Raw genomic sequence first — 22,187 nt, 5'->3', positions numbered from 1 at the left:
GGTAAAAAGGCGGACCATCATCATGGACGATCCCAACCTAAGGCGTAAGCTTGCAGCCATTGTTTCCATTGATGTTAAGGATTATTCCCGCCTCATGGCTGATGATGATGTGAAAACAGTTAAGATGCTCAAAGTCTGCCGCCGTATCATGGCAGGGGAAATCGAGGCTTATCAGGGTCGTGTGGTGGATTCTCCCGGGGATAATTTATTGTCTGAGTTTGTATCTGTTGCCCATGCAGTCCAGGTGGCGGCGAGTATCCAGGCCGCTTTAAATGAAAAGAACAAAGACTTACCCCCTAACCGGAAAATGGCCTTACGGATCGGGATCAACCTTGGAGATGTAATCCAAGACGGGGACCAGATTTTTGGAGACGGGCTCAACATCGCGGCCCGGCTTGAGGGCATTGCCCCTGGCGGAGGAATCTGTATTTCCGGATCTGCCTTTGACCAGGTTAAAAAGCTGCTGCCTGTGGGGTATGAATACCTGGGAGAAAAATCCCTTAAAAATATTTCTGACAAGGTGAGGGTATACCGGGTTGTCACGAGTCCTAAAGCCCCGAGTCATGTGACCTATGCCTGTAAACACGACGATCCCCGGACCCGAAAAAAAAAGAGGATCATTTTTTTGGTTGTATGTGTCTGTCTTGCCTTGGGCCTGGCTCACTTGAAGCACAAAAATAATTTTTCCGATTCCAAACCCTCCACCCTGCTTGCCCTGCACCTGCCCCAAAAACCGAGCCTGGCCGTACTGCCCTTTGAGAATATGAGTCAGGATCCAAGCCAGGATTATTTTTCAGACGGGTTGACCGAAGATCTGATCACGGATCTGTCCCAGGTGTCCGGACTTTTTGTCATTGCAAGAAATTCAGTCTTTGTCTACAAGGGAAAACCTGTGAAAATTGATCAGATCGGCAGGGAACTCGGGGTCCGTTATGTACTGGAGGGCAGTGTGCGAAAGCAGGGCGAACAGGTGAGAATTACGGCCCAGCTCATTGATGCCAAGTCCGAAGGGCATATTTGGGCCCAGAGATATGACAGGGAGCTGGCAGATCTGTTTTCCGTCCAGGATGAGGTGAGACTGAAAATTGTGAAGGCCCTGGCCGTGGAACTCACCTCTGATGACCAGGAGCGGATTACAAAGAAAACAAGTGTGGATCCGGCGGCCTATGACTATTACCTTCGGGGCGTTGAACTCATGTCCGGGAAGATGAAAAACGGAGCGGTTGAGGCCAAGGTCATGTTTGAACGCGCCTTGGCCCTGGCGCCTGATTATGCCCGGGCACAGGCCGCTCTGGGTCAGGCCATTCTCATCCAGTGGATCTTTGGGGTGGACCAGGACCCCCAGTCCCTTAAAACGGCAATGGATTGGGCTGAAAAACCCATTGCCGTAAATCCTGAAGAGAGTTAGGGGTACGGGCTCATGGGGCATGTGTATTTATGGACCCATCAGCATGATAAGGGCATTGCCCAGATCCGTAAGGCCATATCCCTTGAACCGGGCAATGCCAAGTGGCTGGCCTCTTTGGGGGAACAGCTCACCTGGGCCGGCCGCCCCCAAGAGGGTATTAAATCCCTGGAACAGGCCATGCGCCTGGATCCAAAATATCCGGCCTGGTATTTATGGAACCTTGGTCATGCCTATTATCTGTCCCAAGAGTATGAAAAAGCTGCAGACATATTCCAACAGGCCCTGGTCAAAGATCCCTATTTCTGGCCGGTCCATGCCTATCTGGGTCTGACCTATGATCTTTTGGGAGACTCTCAAAAAGCACGCCAGGAAACCCTGGCCGCTGCCAGGGCCATCTATGAAAAGTCCCCTGGAACCTGGGAAACCAGGCTTCCCTATAAGGATAGGGTGCTTGCCTCTAAGATCATAGAAAAAATGACTGAACTGGGCCTTGATTGACCCCCCAAAAAAGGGATTTCCGGCGTTGAAACCAGGCTGTTTCCTGTATGTAATGTAAAAAAATCTTTCTCATTTGAAACTTTTAAGCCCGGGGTGGGTCAGGACTGTTTCTAAAATCAGGTATTTGGTGTATAATATCCTGATTTTTTATATAAATTTTTGGAGATTTAAAATATGAAACCGGTTGTGGCCCTTCTGGGCCGGCCCAATGTGGGCAAATCCACATTGTTCAACAGAATTACCCGGTCCCGCCAGGCCTTGGTGGATGATATGCCCGGGGTCACCCGGGACAGGCACTATGCAGATGCCAAATGGGAGGAGACCGAATTCACCCTGGTGGATACGGGCGGTTTTTTGAGTACGGATGATGATTATTTTGCCTCCCAGATCAAGGAACAGCTCTTAAAGGCGGTGGACCAGGCAGATGTCCTGGTGTTTATCCTGGACGGAAGAGCCGGGTTTTCCCCCTATGACCGGGAGCTTGCCGACCTGCTCCGCAGGACAGAAAAAAAAGTTTTTTATTTGATCAATAAAATTGAAAGCTCAAGACAGGAGGATGAACTTGGCGATTTCTACTCCCTTGGGGTGGACGACTTTCATACCATTTCTGCCGAGCACGGGGTGGGGGTGGGAGATTTTCTGGATGATCTTGTGGCAGCCTTGCCCGAGACAGTCTCCGACCTGGAAGAAGATGAGGAGAACGGCCCCATCCGCATTGCCATTGTGGGCCGGCCCAACGTGGGCAAATCCTCCCTTGCCAACAAGCTTTTCGGTGAAAAACGGGTGGTGGTCAATAACAAGGCCGGAACCACACGGGACGCCATTGAACTGAGTGTGACCCACAAGGGCCGGCAGTTTATTCTCAAGGATACGGCAGGGATTAGAAGAAAGGGCAAGGTCAGTGATAAACTGGAAAAATTTTCCATCCTCAAAGCCCTGGATTCCCTGGATGACTGTGATGTGGCCCTGATTCTTGTGGATACCTCCGAGGGGATTACAGACCAGGACATCACCATTGCAGGGTATGCGGAAAAACGAGGCTGTGGTGCTATTTTTATACTCAACAAGTGGGATCTGGTGGACAAGGCGGAAAAAGGGCAGCAGGCCTTTTTAAAAGAGTTGCGCCAGATGTCTAAATTTTTAGCCTATGCCCCTGCCATGACCATTTCAGCCAAAACGGGCCAGCGCTGCCACAAAATCTTTGATGAGGTGCTCAAGGTGTATACCGAATATTGTCACCGAATTAATACCGGCATGGTGAACCGGATCATTGAAGATGCTGTTTACCGGGAGGAGCCTTCCCTTTACAAGGGAAAGCGGCTCAAATTTTTCTATTCCGCCCAGGTGGCCACACGGCCGCCCTGCTTTGTCTGTTTTGTCAATTATCCCAAGGCGGTCCATTTTTCCTATAAACGGTATCTGGTCAATCAGCTTCGCCAGATGATCCCGTTGAGCCTTACGCCCATAAAACTTTTTTTCAGGGAAAAAACAGGAAAGATTGAGTTTTCCGGCAACACCCGGGAGTTTGAACGAATCAAGAAGAAGAAACAAAAAATTACCGTTAAAAAGTTCAAGCAGCGAAAGGAGCAGAGCCGGAAAAAACGGGAACGGGATCAGAAAAATTCAACCCTATGAATCTCTTTGATCGACAGGCCAAGGAAGACATGGCCAAGGACGCACCCCTGGCCGACCGGATGCGCCCCCAAACCCTTGCCGATATGATGGGACAGGACCATATCACGGCCCAGGGCTCTTTGCTGGAAAAATCAGTTCTGGCAGACCGGGTGTTTTCCATGATTCTCTGGGGGCCTCCCGGTTGCGGCAAGACCACATTGGCTAATATCATTGCCAATGAGACCCAGAGCAAGTGTGTAAAAATATCTGCCGTGCTTTCCGGGGTCAAAGAGGTCAGGCAGATCATTGGCCAGGCCAAAGAGGACCGGCGGCTTTACAAGAAGCGGACCCTGCTTTTTGTGGATGAGATCCACCGGTTTAACAAAGCCCAGCAGGATGCCTTTCTCTTTCATGTGGAAAACGGGCTGATCACCCTGATCGGGGCCACCACGGAAAATCCTTCCTTTGAGGTCAATCCGGCCCTGGTTTCCCGGTGCAGGGTCTTTACCCTCAAGAGCCTGGGCCAGGATGACATTCTTGTGATCCTCAAACGGGCCCTGACAGATGAAAAAAAAGGCCTTGGCTTGGACGAAAACCTGTTTTCAAAACAGGCCTTGGCCCATATTGCCGCCCTGTGCGAGGGGGACGCCCGCATGGCCTTGGCCAGCCTTGAAACCGCAGCCCTTCACTGGGCTGATAAAAAAACAATTGATATCCAGGATATAAAAGCGGCCGTTGAAAAGAAAGTCCTGCGCTATGACAAGGCCGGTGAAGAGCATTTTAATCTGATTTCCGCCTTTATCAAAAGCCTGAGAGGTTCTGATCCGGATGCTGCCATCTATTGGCTGGAACGGATGCTGGCCGCAGGCGATGATCCCATTTACATGCTCAGACGGATGATCCGGTTTGCCACAGAAGATGTGGGGCTTGCAGATCCCGGAGCCCTGACCATGGCCATGAATGCAGATGCCTCTTTTCGCCGTCTGGGCCGTCCCGAAGGGGACGGGTCTTTGTTTCAGGCCGCGGTCTATCTGGCCACAGCACCCAAGAGCAATGCCGTGTATGCCGCCCACAAGGCCGTAAAAGAGGCGGTAAAACAACATGGGTACACCCCTGTGCCCATGCATATCCGAAATGCCCCCACAGGGCTGATGAAAAAAATGGGGTATGGCAAAGGGTATCAATATGCCCATGATTTTAAGGAGGGGTTCGTGCCCCAGTCCTATCTGCCCGAATCCATGGAAGGGACCCGGTTTTATTATCCCAGTCCCCGGGGATATGAAAAAACGGTCAAACAGCGTCTTGAAGCCTGGATTGCCCTTAAAAAGGATGCCGAAAAATCTAATTGACCTGCCTGAATCCCAAAAGCCTGGCCCGGGCCAGATCATATTCATTCCATGATTCCAGGTAAGTTCCCAGGGCCTCCCTGTAATGGAGAGCGGCTTTTTTAAGGTCTTTGCCGGCTTCGGCATCCATGCCCAGGGCCGTATGCAGAGTGATCAGCCTGGCAGGGCTCTTGGCGGCCAGCTTAATCAAGGTTTCTTCTTTGGCATCTGCCAGCAATCGTTTGATGAGAATTCTGTACCAGGGCGCATGGGTGCTGTCCTGGAATTTGATCAAATGTTGTCTGGCATCATCCATCCGGCCCTGCATTTTAAGCATCTGACCTTTAAGAAGCCCCAGGCTCAGGCTTAGGGGGGGGGCCCTGGCAGGCACCTTAAAGTATAAATCAATGAGGTCCAGGGCTTTTTCCCATTGGGATTCTGCTGCATAGAAAAAAGCGGCTCTGCCCATAATGGTTCTGTTGTCCGGGGACAAGGCAATCAGGGATTCAATGGCGGCCTCTTTTGGGGCCTGGTCTGTTTTCAGGGATTCAAATGTCTGGACCAGGGCAAGACTTTTGGCATATTTCTCTTTGGCCTGAAGCCTTTGCTGACGAGCCTTTTCCCACAGCCTGTTTTGACGGCCAAGGTGCTCTTGCCGGGTCCTGGTAAAAACAGCTTCCCTGTCCATGAGGGTGTTGAGCCGGGAAAAGCTCATGAAATAAAGATGGTCGCTGGCACCGGATGCCAATACAATCTCCTTGTAGATGGACATGGCCCTGCCTATTTTATTTTGTTTTTCCAGGATCAGTCCTTGAATAAAAAATCGCCATGCTTTTTCAGAAGGGTTTTCATAGTCCATGATTGAAGGATTTATCATTTGTTTTGAATTTAGAGTCCGGGCCAGGTACCCTATAAATTCATCTGAGTGCTGCCAGTTTATGGAAAACAGCGGTTGGGTAAGGTCCTGGCTGTTATCCCCAAGGGTCAGCCAGTCAATTATATAGAGCATCAGCCGTGACATCATGTTTTCGCCTTCAATGGATATCAGGCGGGTAAAAAGCGCTCTGCTGGAATTAAAATTGTTTTCACAAAAATCCAACAGTGCTGTCGTAAAGATAAGGGCCGGGTCCTGGCTGGTTTCAAGCAGGGTATGGGCCAGTTGAGCCGCATTCAGGTAATCCTGGGTATTGGCTAGTGCCAATACCTGGTCAAGTTTTTTTTCCAGGGTAAAATCCAAAAATCCGTCCCATTTGGGCTTGCCCGCCTTAAGGCTTTGAACAAATTTTGCAGGTTCTAAAATGGGCAGTACCAGGCCGAAGTCAGATAAAGGGGTGTGCAAAGGGTTCCGGGTCGATGGCTGGTCTATGACCACACCCGAGGCAATCCCGATCACCCGCCCCTTTTCATTTACAGCAGGACCGCCGCTGTTTCCCTTGTAAATGGAGGAATCCACCTGGATGAGTTCTCTGGATGTCCGTCTCACATGTCCCCTGGTGATACTTGCGTTTATCCGTTCATCCTGGGTCTGGCTTCCCAGAGGAAATCCCATGATAATCACGGGGGAGAGCCGTTTGATGTCTTCGGGGTCCTGGCGGGTTTCCATGGGCAGGGCATGGAGCCTTTCGGGCAGGGTGTCTATTTTTAATACGGCAAAATCCTGTTGAAAGGGAGAATGGATCCGGTTGCCCGGCCGGTAAAATCCCATGGGAACTCCCACCACCCTGAGATTGCTTTTTCCCTCGGACTTAAAGGCCCCGGCCAGATAATAGAGATCTGCAAGATCTGCGCTCTGGTCAAATCCCTGGAACCGGTTAAAGGCCTTTGCCCCTTTAAACCAGAGAAACATCCTATGGCCCAATTCCAGATTTTTTTCCTTCAGCCTGGCACGGATCCGGAACAGGACAGCATCTTCAAGCCATGGGCAGGCCACATGGCGGTTGGTGAGCAGATATCCTTTTTCATCCACAAGAAAGGCTGTGCCTTCCACCTTGTTTTTGTAAAGAATGCGGTCCTGGTCTTTTAACCAGTATTCCACCATTAAAAATCCAATGGACCGGGTATGGGATTCCAGAAATTGGGTAAACCTTTCCTCTTCACGGCCTGGTTTTTCAGTGTAATAAAAAAAGGTGGTGATGGCTGCATACCCTATGATGAGGATGATCAGGACAGCCATGGTCCGCTTGAACCTGATGATTTCCCTGTACATTCTGGGCCTTTGTCTGTCCATTGCCCGGTCAATGGGTTTTGAAGGAAGGTGTTCCAGAATTTTTCCCAGGACTGAGACCACCTTGTCCATGGACTGGGGGCGAAGGTCAGGATCATCAGAGAGCATTATTTTTAACAGCACGGTAAGCTCCTGGTCCAGCCCCTTGATCTGGTCCACCCGGGATGAAAACCGGGTCAGGTTGTGGTCAGCCGTGAGCAGTTCAATGAAAATTTTTCCCAAAGACCAGATGCCTGTTCTAAAATCAATGGCCCTTTTATTGACAATGTCCGGGTGGTATTTGAGCAGTTTTTTCAGCATGGGGCCGTGGTGGGTGGCCCTGGCATTAAGAAATCTGGACAATTTATAGTTGATTTTGACTGCCAGGCTTTTGCGGTTGTCTTTGGGCAGAAGGATATCTTCAAGAATGAGATAGGGCATGAAATGGTCGTGGCGGTGGAGGCAGGCAAGGGCTGAAGCGATATTGTAGAACAGGGTGACCATTCGGCGCTGGTCTTTTAATAGGCCGGAAACAAATATACTGCCCCAATTGTCCGCATCCACCCATTCACTCACCCTGTACCAATGCCCTGTGCTGCTCTGGCAAATGGCATAATGCCGGACAAAAAGATCCTGGGGCAGTTTGTCCAGGGTGTTTAACTCTTCTTCCAGCCGGGCGGCAATTTTCTGGTCTACCCCGGACTGATCTGTGAACAGACGGAGGGTGACAGGGGTTTTCTTTCCCTTCTGGATTGCCCGGCAGACAAGGGAGGAGCGGCCTTCATGGATGATGGCCTGGATTTGATAATCATCAATGGCTTTTATGCCGGCAATAAGGCTGCTGCCGCAGGCCGGGCAGGTGGCAATACCCTGGGCCAGTATTTGTCCGCATGATGTGCAATGTTTCATTCATCCTCCCTAAATAAGGGGTGATGCCTGGTATTCAGGTATTTTTTGTCTGTATCCGGAGCGTACTATGATGAAAACAAGATGGACAATTCTCTTTAAATGATAGATTTTTTACCATGGATAGTCAAGGTTTTGCACTCGCTTGACCCCTGATCCACCATCAAGGCACCATCTTCTGCGTTGCCTTCGCTTGCTCCTCCCTGCGGAGTATGGCTTATACACCTCACTCGTCGCTCGCTTGGCGCCGCAATATGGTACCTTGCTGGTGGCCAGGAAAGCACGGAATATCCCCATATTAAAGCAAATATAAAATTAGGCGGTGGATTTGGGTTGACCCAGCCGTCTTCCCGATTTTAAACAATGGCTTTTAAATTTGGGGCCTGGATGATAATAATATCTTTTTTTAAGGGTGTGATTAAAACCAATTTTCAGGAGAAGATAAGATGCCAAAGGCCTGTGATTTAAAGAAAGGGAATGTTGTGGAGATCAATGACCAAGTATACATGGTAAAACACATTGATGTCCGAACCCCCTCTGCAAGAGGGGCGGTTACCCTTTACAAGGTCAGGTTCAACAATATCAAAACCAAGCAGAAATTTGAGGCAAGTTATAAGGGCAATGACATTTTAGAAGATGTGGCCCTTTTACGAAAACCGGTTCAATACCTTTATCCTGACGGAGATTTCCACGTGTTTATGGACAGTCAGGAATACGCCCAGTACATGATTGCACAAGATTCCATTGAAGATGAACTGGTATGGCTCACAGACGGGATGGAGGATATCACAGGGCTGATCATTGACGAAAACATGGTGGCCATTGAGATTCCCCTGGCGCTTGTGTTTGAAATATCCCAAACCGCTCCCGGTATCAAAGGGGCCTCTGCCACGGCCAGGACAAAGCCTGCCACCCTTTCCAACGGGGTTGAAATCCAGGTGCCGGAATATCTTGAACCCGGGGAGATGATAAAGGTGAATATCGAGACCCGAAAGTTTATATCCAGGGCCTGAGCATATGAGTTCAGCCGGGATTTAAATTCAGGCATTTTTTCCGGCAACAGTCCTTTCCGGGACAGGCGGCTCCCAGGATTGAAATTATTTGACCGGCTTTAGGTTAGCCTGGCAAGGGTCAGGCCAGTTTGGGGATCCATCGTCAAAGAGACCTTCCGGCCCACCATGCACCTTGTTGATAATCTTTCAAACAGGGCAGGGTCCCAGGGTGTCCTGCCGATAAAGCGATCTCCGGGTTGGGTTTTTCCGTAGACAACCCCGTAGGCCGGGGAGTGGTCCCGGTTGTAGACAATGGTGTATGTTTCTATGATGCCCGTTCCGGACGGGTTCGGATCTAGTTTAACAGGCGCTTGTCCGGCCATAAAATTTTCTTTGTCCTCAATATCCATGGTATCCAGAGGCTTTTCAGGGGGCAGGCAAGAGTAAATGCCTGCCGCATGTTTGTGCATAAACCATCCAAGGGCGGTGACCATCCCGGTTTTTGTAAGGCCCTGGGCAATGCGGCTGCAGAGGGTGGCCACGGCATGAAGGTTGTAATTGTTGCCCGGTCCTCCGAAAAAGCCAAGCCCGCCGGTGAGGGTCATGGGTCTTGGGTCATTCTCTTTAATATCCAGCATTTTTTTCGCAATGGAAACAGCAGAGGGAAAGCAGGAGTAAAGATCAAATGCGTCCATATCCTCTAAACTGAATCCGGACCTATGCAGGGCCTTGTTAACGGCAGCCTTCAGGGGCGGACTTGAGGTAAAATCAGTCTTCTGGATCATGAACTGCTGTCGGTCCTGGGCATATCCCCCACCGGAAAAATAAACGGTTCTGCCCCTGGCCGATCCATGGGTTTTGGCATAATCCTGGGACATGAGGATGATGGCCGCACCCTGGTCCACGGTAACAAATGAATTCATGAATTTGGTATAGGGAAAGGCAATGGGCCGGTTCTGGTCTGACACCCTGAGGATTTCTTCGGGCGCTTTGGCTGTTTTTGTCCATGCATAGGGGTGGGTTGAGGCTCTCTGGCTGAATTGGGACCAGAACGCTGCCACTTTGTTGAGGTAAGTTGAAATATCCATGCCTGATGCCGCCCAAAGAGCGGTTTCAAACAAAGGGAACCCCTGCATGGGGTGCTGGATTCCGTACCTGGCTTCAAGGGGGGTGACCCCTGAGGCGTCATTTCCTGTATAATCTTTGGGGATGCCCTGGAGCAGGGCATTGTCCGGCTTTATTCGATCCGGAGTTTCCGGGTCCAATGACCTTGGCACATAGGTTTCGGCCCCGGCCACCAATACCGAATTTACCTCTTTTCTGGCAATCATGCCCGCTGCCGTATTGATCAGGGTCTGGGGGGAGTTGCCCCCGATCCGGGATTCAAAATTGATCTTTGGAGAGGCGCCAAGTCTTTGGGCCAGGTCCTGGGCAGGGGTTTTATAATAGACGCTCAGGCTTTTTACCGTTAAAATCGCCTCAACCCGTGGCAGCAGATCCGGGGTTTTAAGGTTGCGGGCTGCTGCAACAGAGGCTTGAACCATCATCCCCATGGGATCCTGGGGCAGGGTTTTTAATTGTTTGGGCTGGGTCACCTGTCCCCATCCGGCAACAACAACATTGGTTTTCATTTAATATCCTTAAAAGGCTGATTGGGTTTGGCGGTTAACCTCATACCATTTTTGGGCTTTTGCCCGGGTTTGTCAATCACGAGTTTTAAATCGGCAGGGCTCACGCATGTAAATATTGTAAAGTGCCTATAGTTTTGATTGGTTCAAGTATCATCCAAACATAACTTCCTCCAGATATTTGATATCCATAGCAGCATTCAACCTTTTGGTTTTTACACTCCCTTTAAATGTCTTATTGTTCCGTAATAAATTTAATGCAACGTGCCGAATCGCTGCAAAATTCTCAGGAGAGTTCCCCTTTCTGACTCTGCTTTCGTCTTCACGGAACGCAATATCCAATACCCAATGCACTGAATTTTCAATTCCCCAATGCCTCCTGACAGCATTACCAAAAATATTGGGGTCGCTATCCAGGCTCGATATATAATATCGCTTTTCATGACTGATCTGGCCGTCCATTTCCCGGGTGGATTCAATCATTCCAATACTTTTCAAACCTTTCCAACTTTTTTTATCTTCAAACCAATCAATATCAGAGGTTATCACAGCCCTGCGCGTTTCGACTCGACCGTGCCCTCCGTCAACACTGGTCTGTTCATTAAACTGGTACCCCTGATTTTTCATTTCTTCCATTTTATTGAAAAAAAGTACCGCTTCATCATGCAAGGTTTTATGATTTTCTTTCAGGGCAAGGACATAGTCACACCCTTTGTTTATTATGGTTTCAGCGATTTTCTTTTGAGTGCCCATGGCATCAATGGTTATAATGCAGCCCGAGATATCTAAAAGTTTTAAAAGATTTGGAATGGCCGTAATTTCATTTGATTTTTCTTCGGTTTTTAATTGCCCTAAAACCACTTTATTAGACGAAGCCCACGCACTGATCATATGAATGGCTTTCTTATCATTGGAGGTATCGTGTGAACGCCTTAGAGTTTTGCCGTCGATTGCAATGACTTGACCTTTGGTCATCTTTGCAACCGACTGAACCCAGTGCATAAAACTGCTCTGAAATTCATTCGGGTTCATCCTTTCAAAAATTCTGCCAAAGGTCTCATGGGAGGGTATCCCATGGGGAAGGCTTAGAAATTTTGACAACCACCTTTTTTTCTTTTTGCCAAAGTTTTCAATTTGCTCATAAGTGTCTGCGCCAGCAACTACCGCACAAATTGCGATGATGACGACATCAATTAAATTATGAAGCTTATTGTGGTGTCTGGGGTCCTGAATATTGTCAAAAAAAGTTTCAAGAGATTTTTTTTCGTTCATTGGCAACTCCTTGTGTTTATTGCCATATATATCGTATCTGTGCAGCGATGTCTAGGAAAATTTTGTTCGATGCTCATATACTATAACAAGCCAGGAGAGCCAGGCTGGGATAGGGTGAAGGGGGTGGAGTGGCGTAAATGAGCGGCCCGCCAGGACGGCATAGGTCCGATCATTTCCGCTTCTTAAGCGGTCAGGACGACCGCTTAAGATTTAACGGAATCCCCCTCACCTATTCCAGCCGGGTAAGGACGAATCTTAATAAAAGTTACATGTGATGACCCTGTTTAAATCGGGTTTGTCTTTGGCATTGCTTGTTCCTGTAAATCAAGTTGTGGGATCAGGAAAAAGGGGGGATATGGTCAGTGATGTCCGGTTAGGTTTTTGCTTGCTCAATAATTTTTTGATCTTTGACAATATTGTCCCTGTTTGAACTATGAGAGCCCTGCTCCTCGCAGCCAAACAGGTCATTTAGAATGGCGGTTCGCAGCTGCCGAACTCTTTTGATCGTGACCTTTTCATTAAACTGTTTTTGGCAATGGATTGCCAGTAACAGGTAAGTGATAAGGCCGCCAAGAATCTGAACCATAAGGCCGTATTCACTGCGGGCAATGAGATGATATACCTTCAGATGTTCTTTCCACCATTTGAAAAAATCCTCAATGGTCCACCGGAGTTTATAAATTGTTGCTATTTGTTCCGCTGTTAAATCATGCCTGTCAGTTGCCACATAGTATTTGACGCCAGCAATTTTATAGCCAACAACCCGAACAGGCCTTTTCGTCTGGTTTTGATTCGGAGTACCAAGTTTAACCAGTGCATCATAAAAAATGTAGCTGTCGGAAGGGGTCTCGTGGTTATCAATAATTGTTCTTGTTGTCCTGGTTTTTATACGGCAGACAAAATGTTTGCCTTGCTCCTGAAGCAGGTCAAATTCTTTATGGGATTGATATCCACGATCCATAACACCTGTTTGCCCCTTGGAAAGTATTTTGGGAACAAAAGTGCGTTCAGCGCCGTTGCCTTCAGTCAAAAAGATTTTGTTTGGGATTCCGTGATTAATGTCAAATCCGCAATGTACTTTGGCTTTTTTACTTCCTTTTCTGTAGTTCGCCCAGTGCATTGAAAGGACTGCATTTATGAGACTACCGTCAATGGAAACCAACTCTCCTAACTCGGCGTGTTCACCCGGATGACACTCAAGAGCCTGTTTATAAAGATCCTCAAAGATAAATTGCAGTTGTTCGAGTCCCCTGTGATTGATGGCTTCACAGAAACTACTACGGCTGATACCACCGTCTGGCGCAATATTTTCTTTAGCAAAAACATTCTCCTTGAGATCCTGAATTAAATGTCGGGCAGACTTGTGCTCCTGAAGATGGAAATAAACCAAAGCATTTATCTGGTCTTCGAATGTCATTTTTAAAGGGCGGTCTCCTCGAGATTGTAATTCCGGTGCTTTTGAAAGTGACTTTATCAGAGGGCACCTGAAATTGTCAAAGTTCAGGGACCGTAGTTGTTTTTTAGGGACTGAGATGTGCGTCATTTGAGCTCCTTGAGTTAAGTTTTCAAGGCGCACAAAAATTTTTACGCACATTTGTCAACACAAAACAGACTGTTTTTTCAATGATTTTAGATGCTTTTTATATGCAACAACCTAACCGGACACTACTGGGATATGGTAAAAACCCTGTCCTGAGATATTGGTTTTTTGTCTGGGTCTGTTCCATTTTTCGGGAAGATTTTTTTTTCGGGACCCGGTCTGTTTTTTGGATCTGGTTCATTCTTGGGATCTGGACTATGGGTTCGTTCGGTGACCCAGATTTTTCCGGTTCGGCTGATCTTCATCAGGGTGGAACTCCGGGTGCCGTATCCCGGGCTTGAAATAAACAAGGGGGAGAGGCGCTGTTCCCATTCAAGGCCCACCCCTGTATCCGGGAGCTGGTTGTCCCGGGGCCGGGTTCTGTCTGAGAGCAGTTCAAACAAGGCTGAATGATCCAGCGGACGTTTTTGAGCAATGGTTTTAAATCCCTTTTTGCCCCTTGTGATTTTGGGCCAGGGGGTATTTAAAAAATGGTTGCTCAGGCCGTGCACCCCTTTGGGCACCTGGGTGACACATCGCTGCTGGTTTGAATACCAGAATATTGTGTTTCCTTCTCCTGCCAAAAGGTTGAACCCGCTGTACAGATCTGCCTTTTTATCCAGTTCGGTCAGATAGCTGGGGATGGATTCTGAAGATTCCAGTAGGCTGGGAATGATTTCTCCCCTGGAAGGCGCCTGGGGTTTGATCTGGCTTAAGTCCCGGTAATTGGTCAGGGCGGCAAACCTGCCCCGGGTGCTGATGCCAAACCAGGTCCCTTGGCCTTCAAGGTCTTTTCCTGCCAATATCTCAGGATTGTCCGGCCAAAAGTCCATGGCCAGGGTGGGGCGGTTGTAAAATTCATCCCGGTTGGCCGCCAGGATAAAGGGAAAATCCTTGGAGATTTCAATACCGAAGAGAATCAGGCACATTGAGTTTTCCTTGTTTTTTATCTGTCTCTTTGCTATGGAGCCTATGAACAGATATGTAAACGTTTGCTAAGGAAAAATCAATTATATTCGGAGGTGCGCATGCAAGACGTGGTCATTGTCAGTGGAGTCAGAACACCGGTGGGATCTTTTGGCGGTTCTTTGAAAAACGTTCCTGTGGTGGAACTTGGCACCTGTGTGATGAAAGAGGTGCTCAAGCGGGTGGGGCTTAAACCCGGACAGGATCCGTTCCAGGCTGAGTTTTCCCCTGAAACCCTGAAAGACCAGGGCATGATTGACCTGGAGAAAAAAGGATATGATTATCAGGACGATTTAGCCCCGGTGTTTCTGGACGAAGTGATCATGGGAAATGTGTTACAGGCAGGCCAGGGACAGAATACCGCCCGCCAGGCCATGATCAGTTCAGGCATTTCCCGCCAGACACCGGCATTTACCATCAACAAGATCTGCGGTTCGGGTCTTAAGGCCATTGTCTTGGGTGCCCAGGCCATCATGACCGGCCAGGCAGATGCTATTATTGCCGGCGGCCAGGAGAGCATGAGCAACGCGCCCATGGCCTTGCTCAAAGCCAGGTGGGGGCATCGGATGGAACTGACGGGCCAGGGCCCTGTCCACGATCTTATGGTCTATGACGGACTGTATGAGATTTTTTACGGGTATCACATGGGTCAGACCGCTGAAAATATTGTTGAAAAATACGGGATTACCAGAGAAGAACAGGACCAGCTTGCCCTGCTGAGCCATACCAGGGCCTATGGCGCTGTTCATGACGGCACCTTTGCTGGGGAAATTGTTCCGGTGACCATTTCATCCAGAAAGGGGGATATCATCGTGGACAAGGATGAGCGGCCCATGGAAACCAGCATGGAAAAACTGGGGAAACTGAGGCCTGCCTTTAGAAAAGACGGGAGTGTGACCGCAGGCAATGCGTCTGGGATCAATGATGCGGCAGCCGCGGTTTTGATGATGTCCGCAAAAAGAGCTGATGAACTGGGCCTTGAAACACTGGCCCGAGTCAAGGGGTTTGCCGCAGGCGGTCTGGATCCGGCCTATATGGGATTAGGTCCTGTTCCTGCCGTGAAAAAGGTATTGAAATCCACAGGCATGACCATGGCGGATATTGATATGATTGAGTTGAACGAAGCCTTTGCCGCCCAGGCCATCGGGTGCATGCGAGAGCTTGATATTGATGTGGAAAGACCCAATGAATTGGGATCCGGGATTTCCATTGGACACCCCATCGGCTGCACCGGCGCAAGACAGATGGTCACCGCCGTTCATCACATGAAAAGAAAAGACTATAATACAGGCCTGATATCCATGTGTATCGGCGGTGGAATGGGTATGGCCATGGTCATAGAGCGATAGGGGATAAGGCCTTTAGGACCACAAATTTTATAACTTGAACGAAATAACTTGCCTTTTGGTCCATCTGCCGCGTTAGATCAAAGGCCAAATAGGCCTGCTATTAAATCTTTAATGCGCCTTGTAGATAACCCAAAATTCTGCGCTATTTCTGTTCAGCTTATTTCATCTGCGGTCCTTAGTTTTCGCTTTACTTGAAACCGCTAAAATGGTAATACTTGGCCAAGTGATTACCATGTAAATGAATAAACTAAATTTTGACTAAAGAGGTGTTTTTATTATGGATATTCCCCGTAAACTCGGTATACTGATCTACACGGCTGTGCCTGCCATTGTCGGGGGCGGCATTGTTTACCACTTTTTTGGAAGCTGGACCCAGGTCATCATCTTTGAGATCATGCTTGTACTGGCTGCCCTGGGGATTATCAGCAGTTAACACCCGATCCCCTTCTAATTTTGTAAAGCCGTAGCCGTGCCGTTTGTTTTTGCATGCTGCGGCTTTACCTGGTTTGTAAAGCCTGGTTTTTTCAAAGGCCTTTTTTCTGTATTACGCAGCTAATCGAATGGTGATTTTTTGGAGCCGAATATATTTCAGCGTGCCGTGTTCTTTTTTTTTCTGGCCCTGTTCTGTATCTCTATTTTCCTTGTGGGAAAACTGATCTCCCCTTTTTTCGCCAGCATTATTTTAGGGGTGGTGATCACAGGAATTTTCAAACCATTTTTCAAATGGATGTCAAACCGTGTCTCATCCAGAATGGCCTCTGTTCTAACCTGCATGGCCATTTTTTTTCTGGTCTTTATACCGGTGGTCTTTTTCGTTGGCATATTGTCAAAAGAGGCATTGGGCTTGTATAACATGGCCAAGGATGCTGTGTTTTCAAACCATTTGATTGATCTGCTTGAAAACACCAAGGCCCTGGACCGGCTCAATGAACTGCTTGCAGGGGCTGGGATAGAAACCGTTGTCTCGTGGAACGAACTGATTGCACCGGTTTCGGAACTGGGTAAGACGGTTGGGTTTTCTTTGTTTCAACAGGCCAGGTTTGTGACATCGAATTTGCTGAACCTGGTGTTTTACTTTTTTCTCATGCTTCTTGTGGTCTTTTATATGCTCGTGGACGGAGAACGATTTATCGAGTATCTTTATGATCTGTCTCCCCTTAAGGATGAGCATGACAAGGAGTTATATGAGAAATTCAACGAGATGGCAGGTGCTGTCCTTGTTGGAAACGGACTTGGCGGGCTCATCCAGGGATGTGCAGGAGGGCTGCTCTTTTGGTTTGTCGGGCTGAATTCTCCGTTTTTATGGGGGGTGATTATGGGATTTCTCGCCTTTTTGCCCATTGTGGGCATCGGTGTGGTCCTGGTGCCCTTGGCTGGATTTTTTTTATTAAAAAGCAATATTATCCTGGGGCTTTTTATCCTTGCGTTTTACGGGATTTTGTCCTGGGGTGTTGAGTACTTTTTTAAACCGAAAGTGGTGGGAGACAGGGTGGCCATGCATCCGCTCATTGTTTTTTTTTCCATTATCGGCGGCTTAAAGGTTTATGGGATTTTAGGCATAATTTACGGGCCTTTGATTGCCACTTTGTTTTTAACCCTTGCTGATATTTATTTTTCAAGTTTTCAGTCCATGGTGGAACCTGGCAAAGGGTAGGCAGTAACTTTAATTGGGAGTAGGAATCTAGGATGATTCAGAACGAAAGCAACGTCACCAGTATCGAGAAAGAGATGAAACAATCCTATCTCGAGTATGCTATGAGTGTCATTATCGGACGGGCTCTGCCCGATGTCCGGGACGGGTTGAAACCGGTGCACAGGCGCGTATTATATGCCATGCAGCAATTGCGCAATGACTGGAACAAGTCCTATAAAAAATCTGCCCGCATTGTGGGTGACGTGATTGGTAAATATCACCCCCACGGTGACTCGGCCGTTTATGATACCATTGTCCGTATGGCCCAGGATTTTTCCCTGCGCTACACCCTGGTGGACGGCCAGGGCAACTTTGGATCTGTGGACGGGGATAACCCGGCTGCCATGCGTTATACGGAAATCCGTATGCGCAAGCTCTCCCACCAGATGCTGGCCGACCTTGAAAAAGAGACTGTTGATTTCATCCCCAATTACGATGAGACCATGGACGAGCCCTCGGTGCTTCCCACCAAATTTCCGGCTCTTTTAGTCAACGGATCTTCCGGGATTGCCGTGGGCATGACCACCAATATTCCTCCCCACAACATCAACGAGGTGATTGAGGGGTTAAAGGCGCTGATTGATAATCCGGATATGGAAACCCGGGACTTGATGGAATATATCCCCGGACCTGATTTCCCAACTTACGGCCATATCTATGGGACCAAAGGGATATTTGAAGCCTATGACGGCGGCCGCGGAATTATCACCCTCAGGGCAAAGATGGAGGTGGAGGAAAACAATAAAAACGGCCAGAAAACCATTGTGGTCACGGAATTGCCCTACCAGGTGAACAAGGCCCGTGTGGTCGAAAAAATTGCCGAGCTTATGCGCGACAAGGTGATTACCGGGGCCTCGTTTGTACGGGATGAATCCGACCGAGACGGGATGCGGATTGCCGTGGGCCTTAAACGGGATCAGATTGCCGAAGTGGTGATCAACCGATTGTACAAGCATACCTATATGCAGACCAGCTTTGGGATTATTCTTTTGGCCGTGGTCAACAACCGGCCTGAACTGCTCAGCCTTAAAGAGATCCTCAACCATTTTATCGTCCACAGGATGAACGTCATTGTCAGAAGGACCCGGTATGACCTTCGCCGTGCAGAAGAGCGGGCTCATATCCTTGAGGGGTTGAAAATCGCCCTGGACAATCTTGACGAGGTGGTGGCCCTGATCCGGGCCTCCCAATCGCCTGAAGAGGCCAAAAACGGTTTGATCAAGACATTCAGCTTAAGCCCCATCCAGGCCCAGGCCATTCTGGACATGAGGCTTCAGCGTCTCACAGGACTTGAACGGGAGAAAATTGAAACCGAGTATGCAGCATTGTTAAAAGACATTGCCTGGTTCAATGAGATCCTGGGCAGTGAGACCGTGGTCCGGGGCCTGATCAAGGACGAACTCAACGAGCTGGATGAAGAGTTTGGTGATCCCCGCAGGACACGGATTGTGGAAAGCACTGCGGAAATTTCCATTGAAGATCTTATTGCCCAGGAAGATATGGTGGTCACCGTGACACGGAGCGGTTATATCAAGCGTAATCCCATCACCCTCTATGCAAGCCAACACCGGGGGGGCAAGGGAAAGACCGCCATGGGCACAAAGTCTGATGATTTTGTAGAGCACCTTTTTGTGGCGTCCACCCATTCGACCTTTTTGTTTATTACCAATTTCGGCAAGGTCTACCAGTCCAAGGTATATGAACTGCCCATGGCCGGGAGATCGTCTTTGGGCAAGGCCATTGTCAATCTTCTGAATTTTGACGAGGGTGAAAAACTGGCCACTGTGCTCACCGTGGATGAATTTACCGAAAACCGGTACGTGGTCATGGCCACCAAAAAAGGGCGGGTCAAGAAAACATATCTCATGGCGTACTCCCGGAGACGGTCCGGCGGCCTTATCGGTGTGAAACTGGCCGAGGGGGATGAGCTTATTTGTGCCCGGATCACAGACGGGGATATGAATGTGTTCCTGGGCTCTGAAGGGGGCAAGGTCATCCGTTTCCATGAGGCTGATGTCAGGGCCACGGCCCGGGGCTCCATGGGGGTCAGAGGGATGAGGATTGATAAAGAGTCCCGTGTGGTCGGCATGGAAGTATTGGGAGATGAAGAGACCCTGCTCACGGTGACCGAAAACGGCTATGGCAAGCGTTCCCTGGTTGAAGAGTACAGAACCCAGACCCGCGGGGGCAAAGGGGTCTTTTCCATTAAGACCTCAAAACGGAACGGTAAGATGGTATCCATGGCCCTGGTGGGCGACAATGATGAACTCATGATGGTCACGGACAAGGGAAAACTCATCCGGACAGCCATTGACGGCATCAATGTTATTTCCAGAAATACCCAGGGGGTCAGACTTATTAATCTGGCCAAGAAAGAAACTCTGATCGGCATTGCAAGGCTTCCCGAAGAAGAAACCTCGGAATCTGACTCAGATGAGGGGGATGAACCTTTAAGCCAGGAGAGTGATTCTCCTGATTCAGGACCTGAGGCAGATGGGGACGGAGAATCTAAGGCATAAGGGGGCTGGCCACCGGAAACGGCTCAGGGAAAGATTCCTTGTTGCCGGTCTTTCCGGGTTCCAAGACTATGAAGTCCTGGAATTGCTTCTCTCCTTAAATACCCCGAGAAAGGATACCAAAGAGGTCGCCAAAGCTTTGATGAAAACCTTTGAAACCCTTCCCCGGGTATTGGAGGCCTCAACGCCTGAACTCTGCCAGGTGAGCGGGGTGGGGCCGGCCAATAGTTTTGGCATTCATCTGATCAAAGCCGTGGCAGACCGGTATCTTGAAACCCGGATGTTAAACCGGGATGTGGTCAAAGATCCTGACAGCCTTCTGGCCTATTTAAACCAGATGATCGGATATAAGGTCAAAGAGCATTTTGTCGGGATTTTTCTGGATGCCAAAAATCGGGTGATTGGATCTGAGATCCTGTTTACAGGATCTCTTACGGCCTCTGCTGTCTATCCCTGGGAAGTGATCACAAGGGCGCTGTATCACAGGGCCGCTTCTGTCATTTTTGCCCACAACCATCCTTCAGGCGATGTTGAGCCTTCAAAACAGGACCTTGGCATTACAAGGACCCTGTGCATTGCCTTGCTATTTGTGGGCATAACGGTTCACGACCATCTGATCACAGGAAGTGAGGGGCATTTTAGTTTTGCAGGCCATGGATTAATGGCAAAGTATACACAGGAGTTTAATCAGCTAAATGAGCGATAAAGAAGATCTTCCCGATTGTTTCGGCAATTTGGAAAAAGTATTTCCCATGGGGGCCAATGGCCTTCGTCAAACCCCTGAAGACTGTTTTTTCCATTGCCCGGTAAAGACTCGGTGTCTTCAGCAGGCCATGGGCACCAAGGGCGGGGTTCAGGTTGAAGAGGAGATCATTGAGCGGTCCACCAAAGCCGGTGCCATGACTTTTTTTGAACGCTGGTCCCGAAAAAAACAGGCCCACCGCCGCAGCCAAAAAATCAAAGAATGAACCTGGGTACAGGTCAAAAGGCTTGTCTGCACAGAAGGGCAAAGAGTAAAAGAAACAGATTAAACCCGCGCCATGCCGTAAGGAGTTAAAAATGAAATCTGTAAGAGATCTTGACGTTGAAAATAAACGGGTGTTTATCCGGGTGGATTATAATGTTCCCATGGATGAAAATAATCATATAACAGACGACAACCGGATTCAGGCGACCCTGGATCTGATCCGATACCTGATGGATAAAAAGGCAAAGCTGATTCTGGCCTCCCATTTGGGGCGGCCCAATGGGACGAAGGATGACGCCTACAGCCTGCTTCCTGCGGCAAGGCGGTTATCTGAACTTTTAAACACCCAGGTTCAATTTGTTCACGATTGTATCGGGCCTGAGGTTCGAGCGCGGGTGGCAGATCTTCACTCGTCTGAGATTCTCATGCTGGAGAATTTAAGATTTTACGACGGGGAAAAGAAAAATGATCCTGAGTTTGCACGGGATTTGGCCTCTTTTTCCGATGTCTATGTGAACAACGCCTTTGCTGTATCCCACAGGGATCAGGCATCAGTTACAGGGGTGCCCAAGTTTGTAAAACAGTCCGGGGCCGGTTTTTTGCTTGAAAAAGAGGTACGATCATATTACGATTCCGTTGAAACTCCTAAACGTCCTCTGACAGCCGTTATTGGCGGTGCGAAAGTGTCAAGCAAACTTGCAGCGCTGGAAAATATGCTCAACTTTGTGGACAGCCTGATTATCGGCGGTGCCATGGCCAACACCTTTTTAGCGGCCCAGGGTGTGGATACAAAAGGATCCATGATCGAAAAAGAGTTGCTGGGGACAGCCCAGGATATTCTTGAAAAAGCAGACCAAAAAAAGATAAACCTGCTTTTGCCGACCGACCTTCTGGTGGCCGATCGGTTTGACCCCAAAGCCGATACAAAGATTGTGGGGTTAAATGATATTCCGGAAAATTGGATGGCATTGGATATCGGTCCTGACACAGCCGAAAAATTTGCCAATGCTGTTAAAGATGCCGGCACCATTGTCTGGAACGGTCCCATGGGGGTTTTTGAAATAGATCAATTTGCCAAAGGCACACAGGCCATAGCCGACGCCATCGCAGATGCCGCCGCTTTTTCCATTGTGGGTGGGGGCGATACCGGGCTTGCCGCCAAGCAATGCAAAATTGCAGACAAGGTCAGTTATATTTCCACAGGCGGCGGGGCCTTTTTGCACATGATGGAAGGCAGAAAATTGCCCGGGGTGGTTGCCCTGGAATAATTT

Annotated in this window: 17 protein-coding genes; 12 read left to right on the top strand and 5 right to left on the bottom strand. The window is 48.8% G+C overall.

The window, feature by feature from the left end; translation table 11 throughout:
• Positions 1-22 precede the first annotated feature (22 nt).
• The 4 genes from HUN05_20585 (at position 23) to HUN05_20570 (ending at position 4,869) form a co-directional block, all read left to right on the top strand.
• A complete protein-coding gene (locus HUN05_20585; GenBank protein ID WDP87226.1) occupies positions 23-1,408 on the top strand; it encodes an adenylate/guanylate cyclase domain-containing protein in 1,386 nt (461 codons plus the stop codon).
• Positions 1,409-1,420: 12 nt separating this feature from the next.
• Complete coding sequence (locus HUN05_20580; protein ID WDP87225.1) at positions 1,421-1,906, top strand: tetratricopeptide repeat protein; 486 nt, start codon at positions 1,421-1,423, stop codon at positions 1,904-1,906.
• Between the two features lie 174 nt (positions 1,907-2,080).
• A complete protein-coding gene (gene der, locus HUN05_20575; GenBank protein ID WDP87224.1) occupies positions 2,081-3,541 on the top strand; it encodes a ribosome biogenesis GTPase Der in 1,461 nt (486 codons plus the stop codon).
• Positions 3,538-4,869, top strand: a complete 1,332-nt coding sequence (locus HUN05_20570) for a replication-associated recombination protein A (GenBank protein ID WDP87223.1) — start codon at positions 3,538-3,540, stop codon at positions 4,867-4,869. The genes der and HUN05_20570 overlap by 4 nt, the downstream gene beginning before the upstream one ends.
• Here HUN05_20570 and HUN05_20565 read toward each other — a convergent pair.
• Entirely contained in the window at positions 4,862-7,957 is a 3,096-nt protein-coding gene (locus tag HUN05_20565) for a trypsin-like peptidase domain-containing protein (protein WDP87222.1), read from the bottom strand. The two genes, HUN05_20570 and HUN05_20565, sit on opposite strands and share 8 nt — an antisense overlap.
• Positions 7,958-8,400: 443 nt before the next feature.
• On the opposite strand from HUN05_20565, the gene yeiP reads away from it, so the two are divergent.
• Positions 8,401-8,967, top strand: coding sequence for an elongation factor P-like protein YeiP (gene yeiP, locus HUN05_20560; GenBank protein ID WDP87221.1), 567 nt, complete (start codon positions 8,401-8,403; stop codon positions 8,965-8,967).
• Positions 8,968-9,065: 98 nt separating this feature from the next.
• On the opposite strand, the gene HUN05_20555 is transcribed toward yeiP, so the two are convergent.
• From HUN05_20555 to HUN05_20540, 4 genes are all read right to left on the bottom strand, one after another.
• Positions 9,066-10,577 (bottom strand): hypothetical protein, encoded by a 1,512-nt coding sequence (locus HUN05_20555; GenBank protein ID WDP87220.1) that lies wholly within the window; start codon positions 10,575-10,577, stop codon positions 9,066-9,068.
• 150 nt (positions 10,578-10,727) lie between these two features.
• Positions 10,728-11,846 (bottom strand): ISAs1 family transposase, encoded by a 1,119-nt coding sequence (locus HUN05_20550; protein ID WDP87219.1) that lies wholly within the window; start codon positions 11,844-11,846, stop codon positions 10,728-10,730.
• A 373-nt stretch (positions 11,847-12,219) separates the two neighbouring features.
• Positions 12,220-13,389, bottom strand: coding sequence for an IS4 family transposase (locus HUN05_20545; GenBank protein WDP88166.1), 1,170 nt, complete (start codon positions 13,387-13,389; stop codon positions 12,220-12,222).
• A 122-nt stretch (positions 13,390-13,511) separates the two neighbouring features.
• A complete protein-coding gene (locus HUN05_20540; GenBank protein WDP87218.1) occupies positions 13,512-14,354 on the bottom strand; it encodes an NRDE family protein in 843 nt (280 codons plus the stop codon).
• A gap of 99 nt (positions 14,355-14,453) precedes the next feature.
• On the opposite strand from HUN05_20540, the gene HUN05_20535 reads away from it, so the two are divergent.
• The 7 genes from HUN05_20535 (at position 14,454) to HUN05_20505 (ending at position 22,184) form a co-directional block, all read left to right on the top strand.
• A complete protein-coding gene (locus HUN05_20535) occupies positions 14,454-15,740 on the top strand; it encodes an acetyl-CoA C-acetyltransferase (GenBank protein WDP87217.1) in 1,287 nt (428 codons plus the stop codon).
• A 277-nt stretch (positions 15,741-16,017) separates the two neighbouring features.
• Positions 16,018-16,173, top strand: coding sequence for a hypothetical protein (locus tag HUN05_20530; GenBank protein WDP87216.1), 156 nt, complete (start codon positions 16,018-16,020; stop codon positions 16,171-16,173).
• 138 nt (positions 16,174-16,311) lie between these two features.
• Entirely contained in the window at positions 16,312-17,394 is a 1,083-nt protein-coding gene (locus HUN05_20525; protein ID WDP87215.1) for an AI-2E family transporter, read from the top strand.
• A 32-nt stretch (positions 17,395-17,426) separates the two neighbouring features.
• A complete protein-coding gene (gyrA, locus tag HUN05_20520; GenBank protein WDP87214.1) occupies positions 17,427-19,952 on the top strand; it encodes a DNA gyrase subunit A in 2,526 nt (841 codons plus the stop codon).
• Positions 19,927-20,655, top strand: a complete 729-nt coding sequence (gene radC / locus HUN05_20515) for a DNA repair protein RadC (protein ID WDP87213.1) — start codon at positions 19,927-19,929, stop codon at positions 20,653-20,655. The genes gyrA and radC overlap by 26 nt, the downstream gene beginning before the upstream one ends.
• Positions 20,645-20,917, top strand: coding sequence for a hypothetical protein (locus HUN05_20510; GenBank protein ID WDP87212.1), 273 nt, complete (start codon positions 20,645-20,647; stop codon positions 20,915-20,917). The genes radC and HUN05_20510 overlap by 11 nt, the downstream gene beginning before the upstream one ends.
• 91 nt (positions 20,918-21,008) lie before the next feature.
• Entirely contained in the window at positions 21,009-22,184 is a 1,176-nt protein-coding gene (locus HUN05_20505; protein ID WDP87211.1) for a phosphoglycerate kinase, read from the top strand.
• The last annotated feature ends 3 nt before the right edge of the window (positions 22,185-22,187 follow it).

It is taken from the genome of Desulfobacter sp. (genome assembly GCA_028768545.1).
Lineage (GTDB): Bacteria > Desulfobacterota > Desulfobacteria > Desulfobacterales > Desulfobacteraceae > Desulfobacter.
This window is presented reverse-complemented; position numbering and strand designations above follow the sequence as displayed.

Coding starts and splice junctions, on each gene's coding strand:
- HUN05_20570 (WDP87223.1), top strand. CDS start 3,538: ATGAATCTCTTTGATCGACAGGCCAAGGAAGACATGGCCAAGGACGCA.
- HUN05_20545 (WDP88166.1), bottom strand. CDS start 13,389: ATGACGCACATCTCAGTCCCTAAAAAACAACTACGGTCCCTGAACTTT.
- der (WDP87224.1), top strand. CDS start 2,081: ATGAAACCGGTTGTGGCCCTTCTGGGCCGGCCCAATGTGGGCAAATCC.
- HUN05_20565 (WDP87222.1), bottom strand. CDS start 7,957: ATGAAACATTGCACATCATGCGGACAAATACTGGCCCAGGGTATTGCC.
- gyrA (WDP87214.1), top strand. CDS start 17,427: ATGATTCAGAACGAAAGCAACGTCACCAGTATCGAGAAAGAGATGAAA.
- HUN05_20510 (WDP87212.1), top strand. CDS start 20,645: ATGAGCGATAAAGAAGATCTTCCCGATTGTTTCGGCAATTTGGAAAAA.
- HUN05_20535 (WDP87217.1), top strand. CDS start 14,454: ATGCAAGACGTGGTCATTGTCAGTGGAGTCAGAACACCGGTGGGATCT.
- yeiP (WDP87221.1), top strand. CDS start 8,401: ATGCCAAAGGCCTGTGATTTAAAGAAAGGGAATGTTGTGGAGATCAAT.
- HUN05_20550 (WDP87219.1), bottom strand. CDS start 11,846: ATGAACGAAAAAAAATCTCTTGAAACTTTTTTTGACAATATTCAGGAC.
- HUN05_20505 (WDP87211.1), top strand. CDS start 21,009: ATGAAATCTGTAAGAGATCTTGACGTTGAAAATAAACGGGTGTTTATC.
- HUN05_20555 (WDP87220.1), bottom strand. CDS start 10,577: ATGAAAACCAATGTTGTTGTTGCCGGATGGGGACAGGTGACCCAGCCC.
- HUN05_20585 (WDP87226.1), top strand. CDS start 23: ATGGACGATCCCAACCTAAGGCGTAAGCTTGCAGCCATTGTTTCCATT.
- HUN05_20580 (WDP87225.1), top strand. CDS start 1,421: ATGGGGCATGTGTATTTATGGACCCATCAGCATGATAAGGGCATTGCC.
- radC (WDP87213.1), top strand. CDS start 19,927: ATGGGGACGGAGAATCTAAGGCATAAGGGGGCTGGCCACCGGAAACGG.
- HUN05_20540 (WDP87218.1), bottom strand. CDS start 14,354: ATGTGCCTGATTCTCTTCGGTATTGAAATCTCCAAGGATTTTCCCTTT.
- HUN05_20530 (WDP87216.1), top strand. CDS start 16,018: ATGGATATTCCCCGTAAACTCGGTATACTGATCTACACGGCTGTGCCT.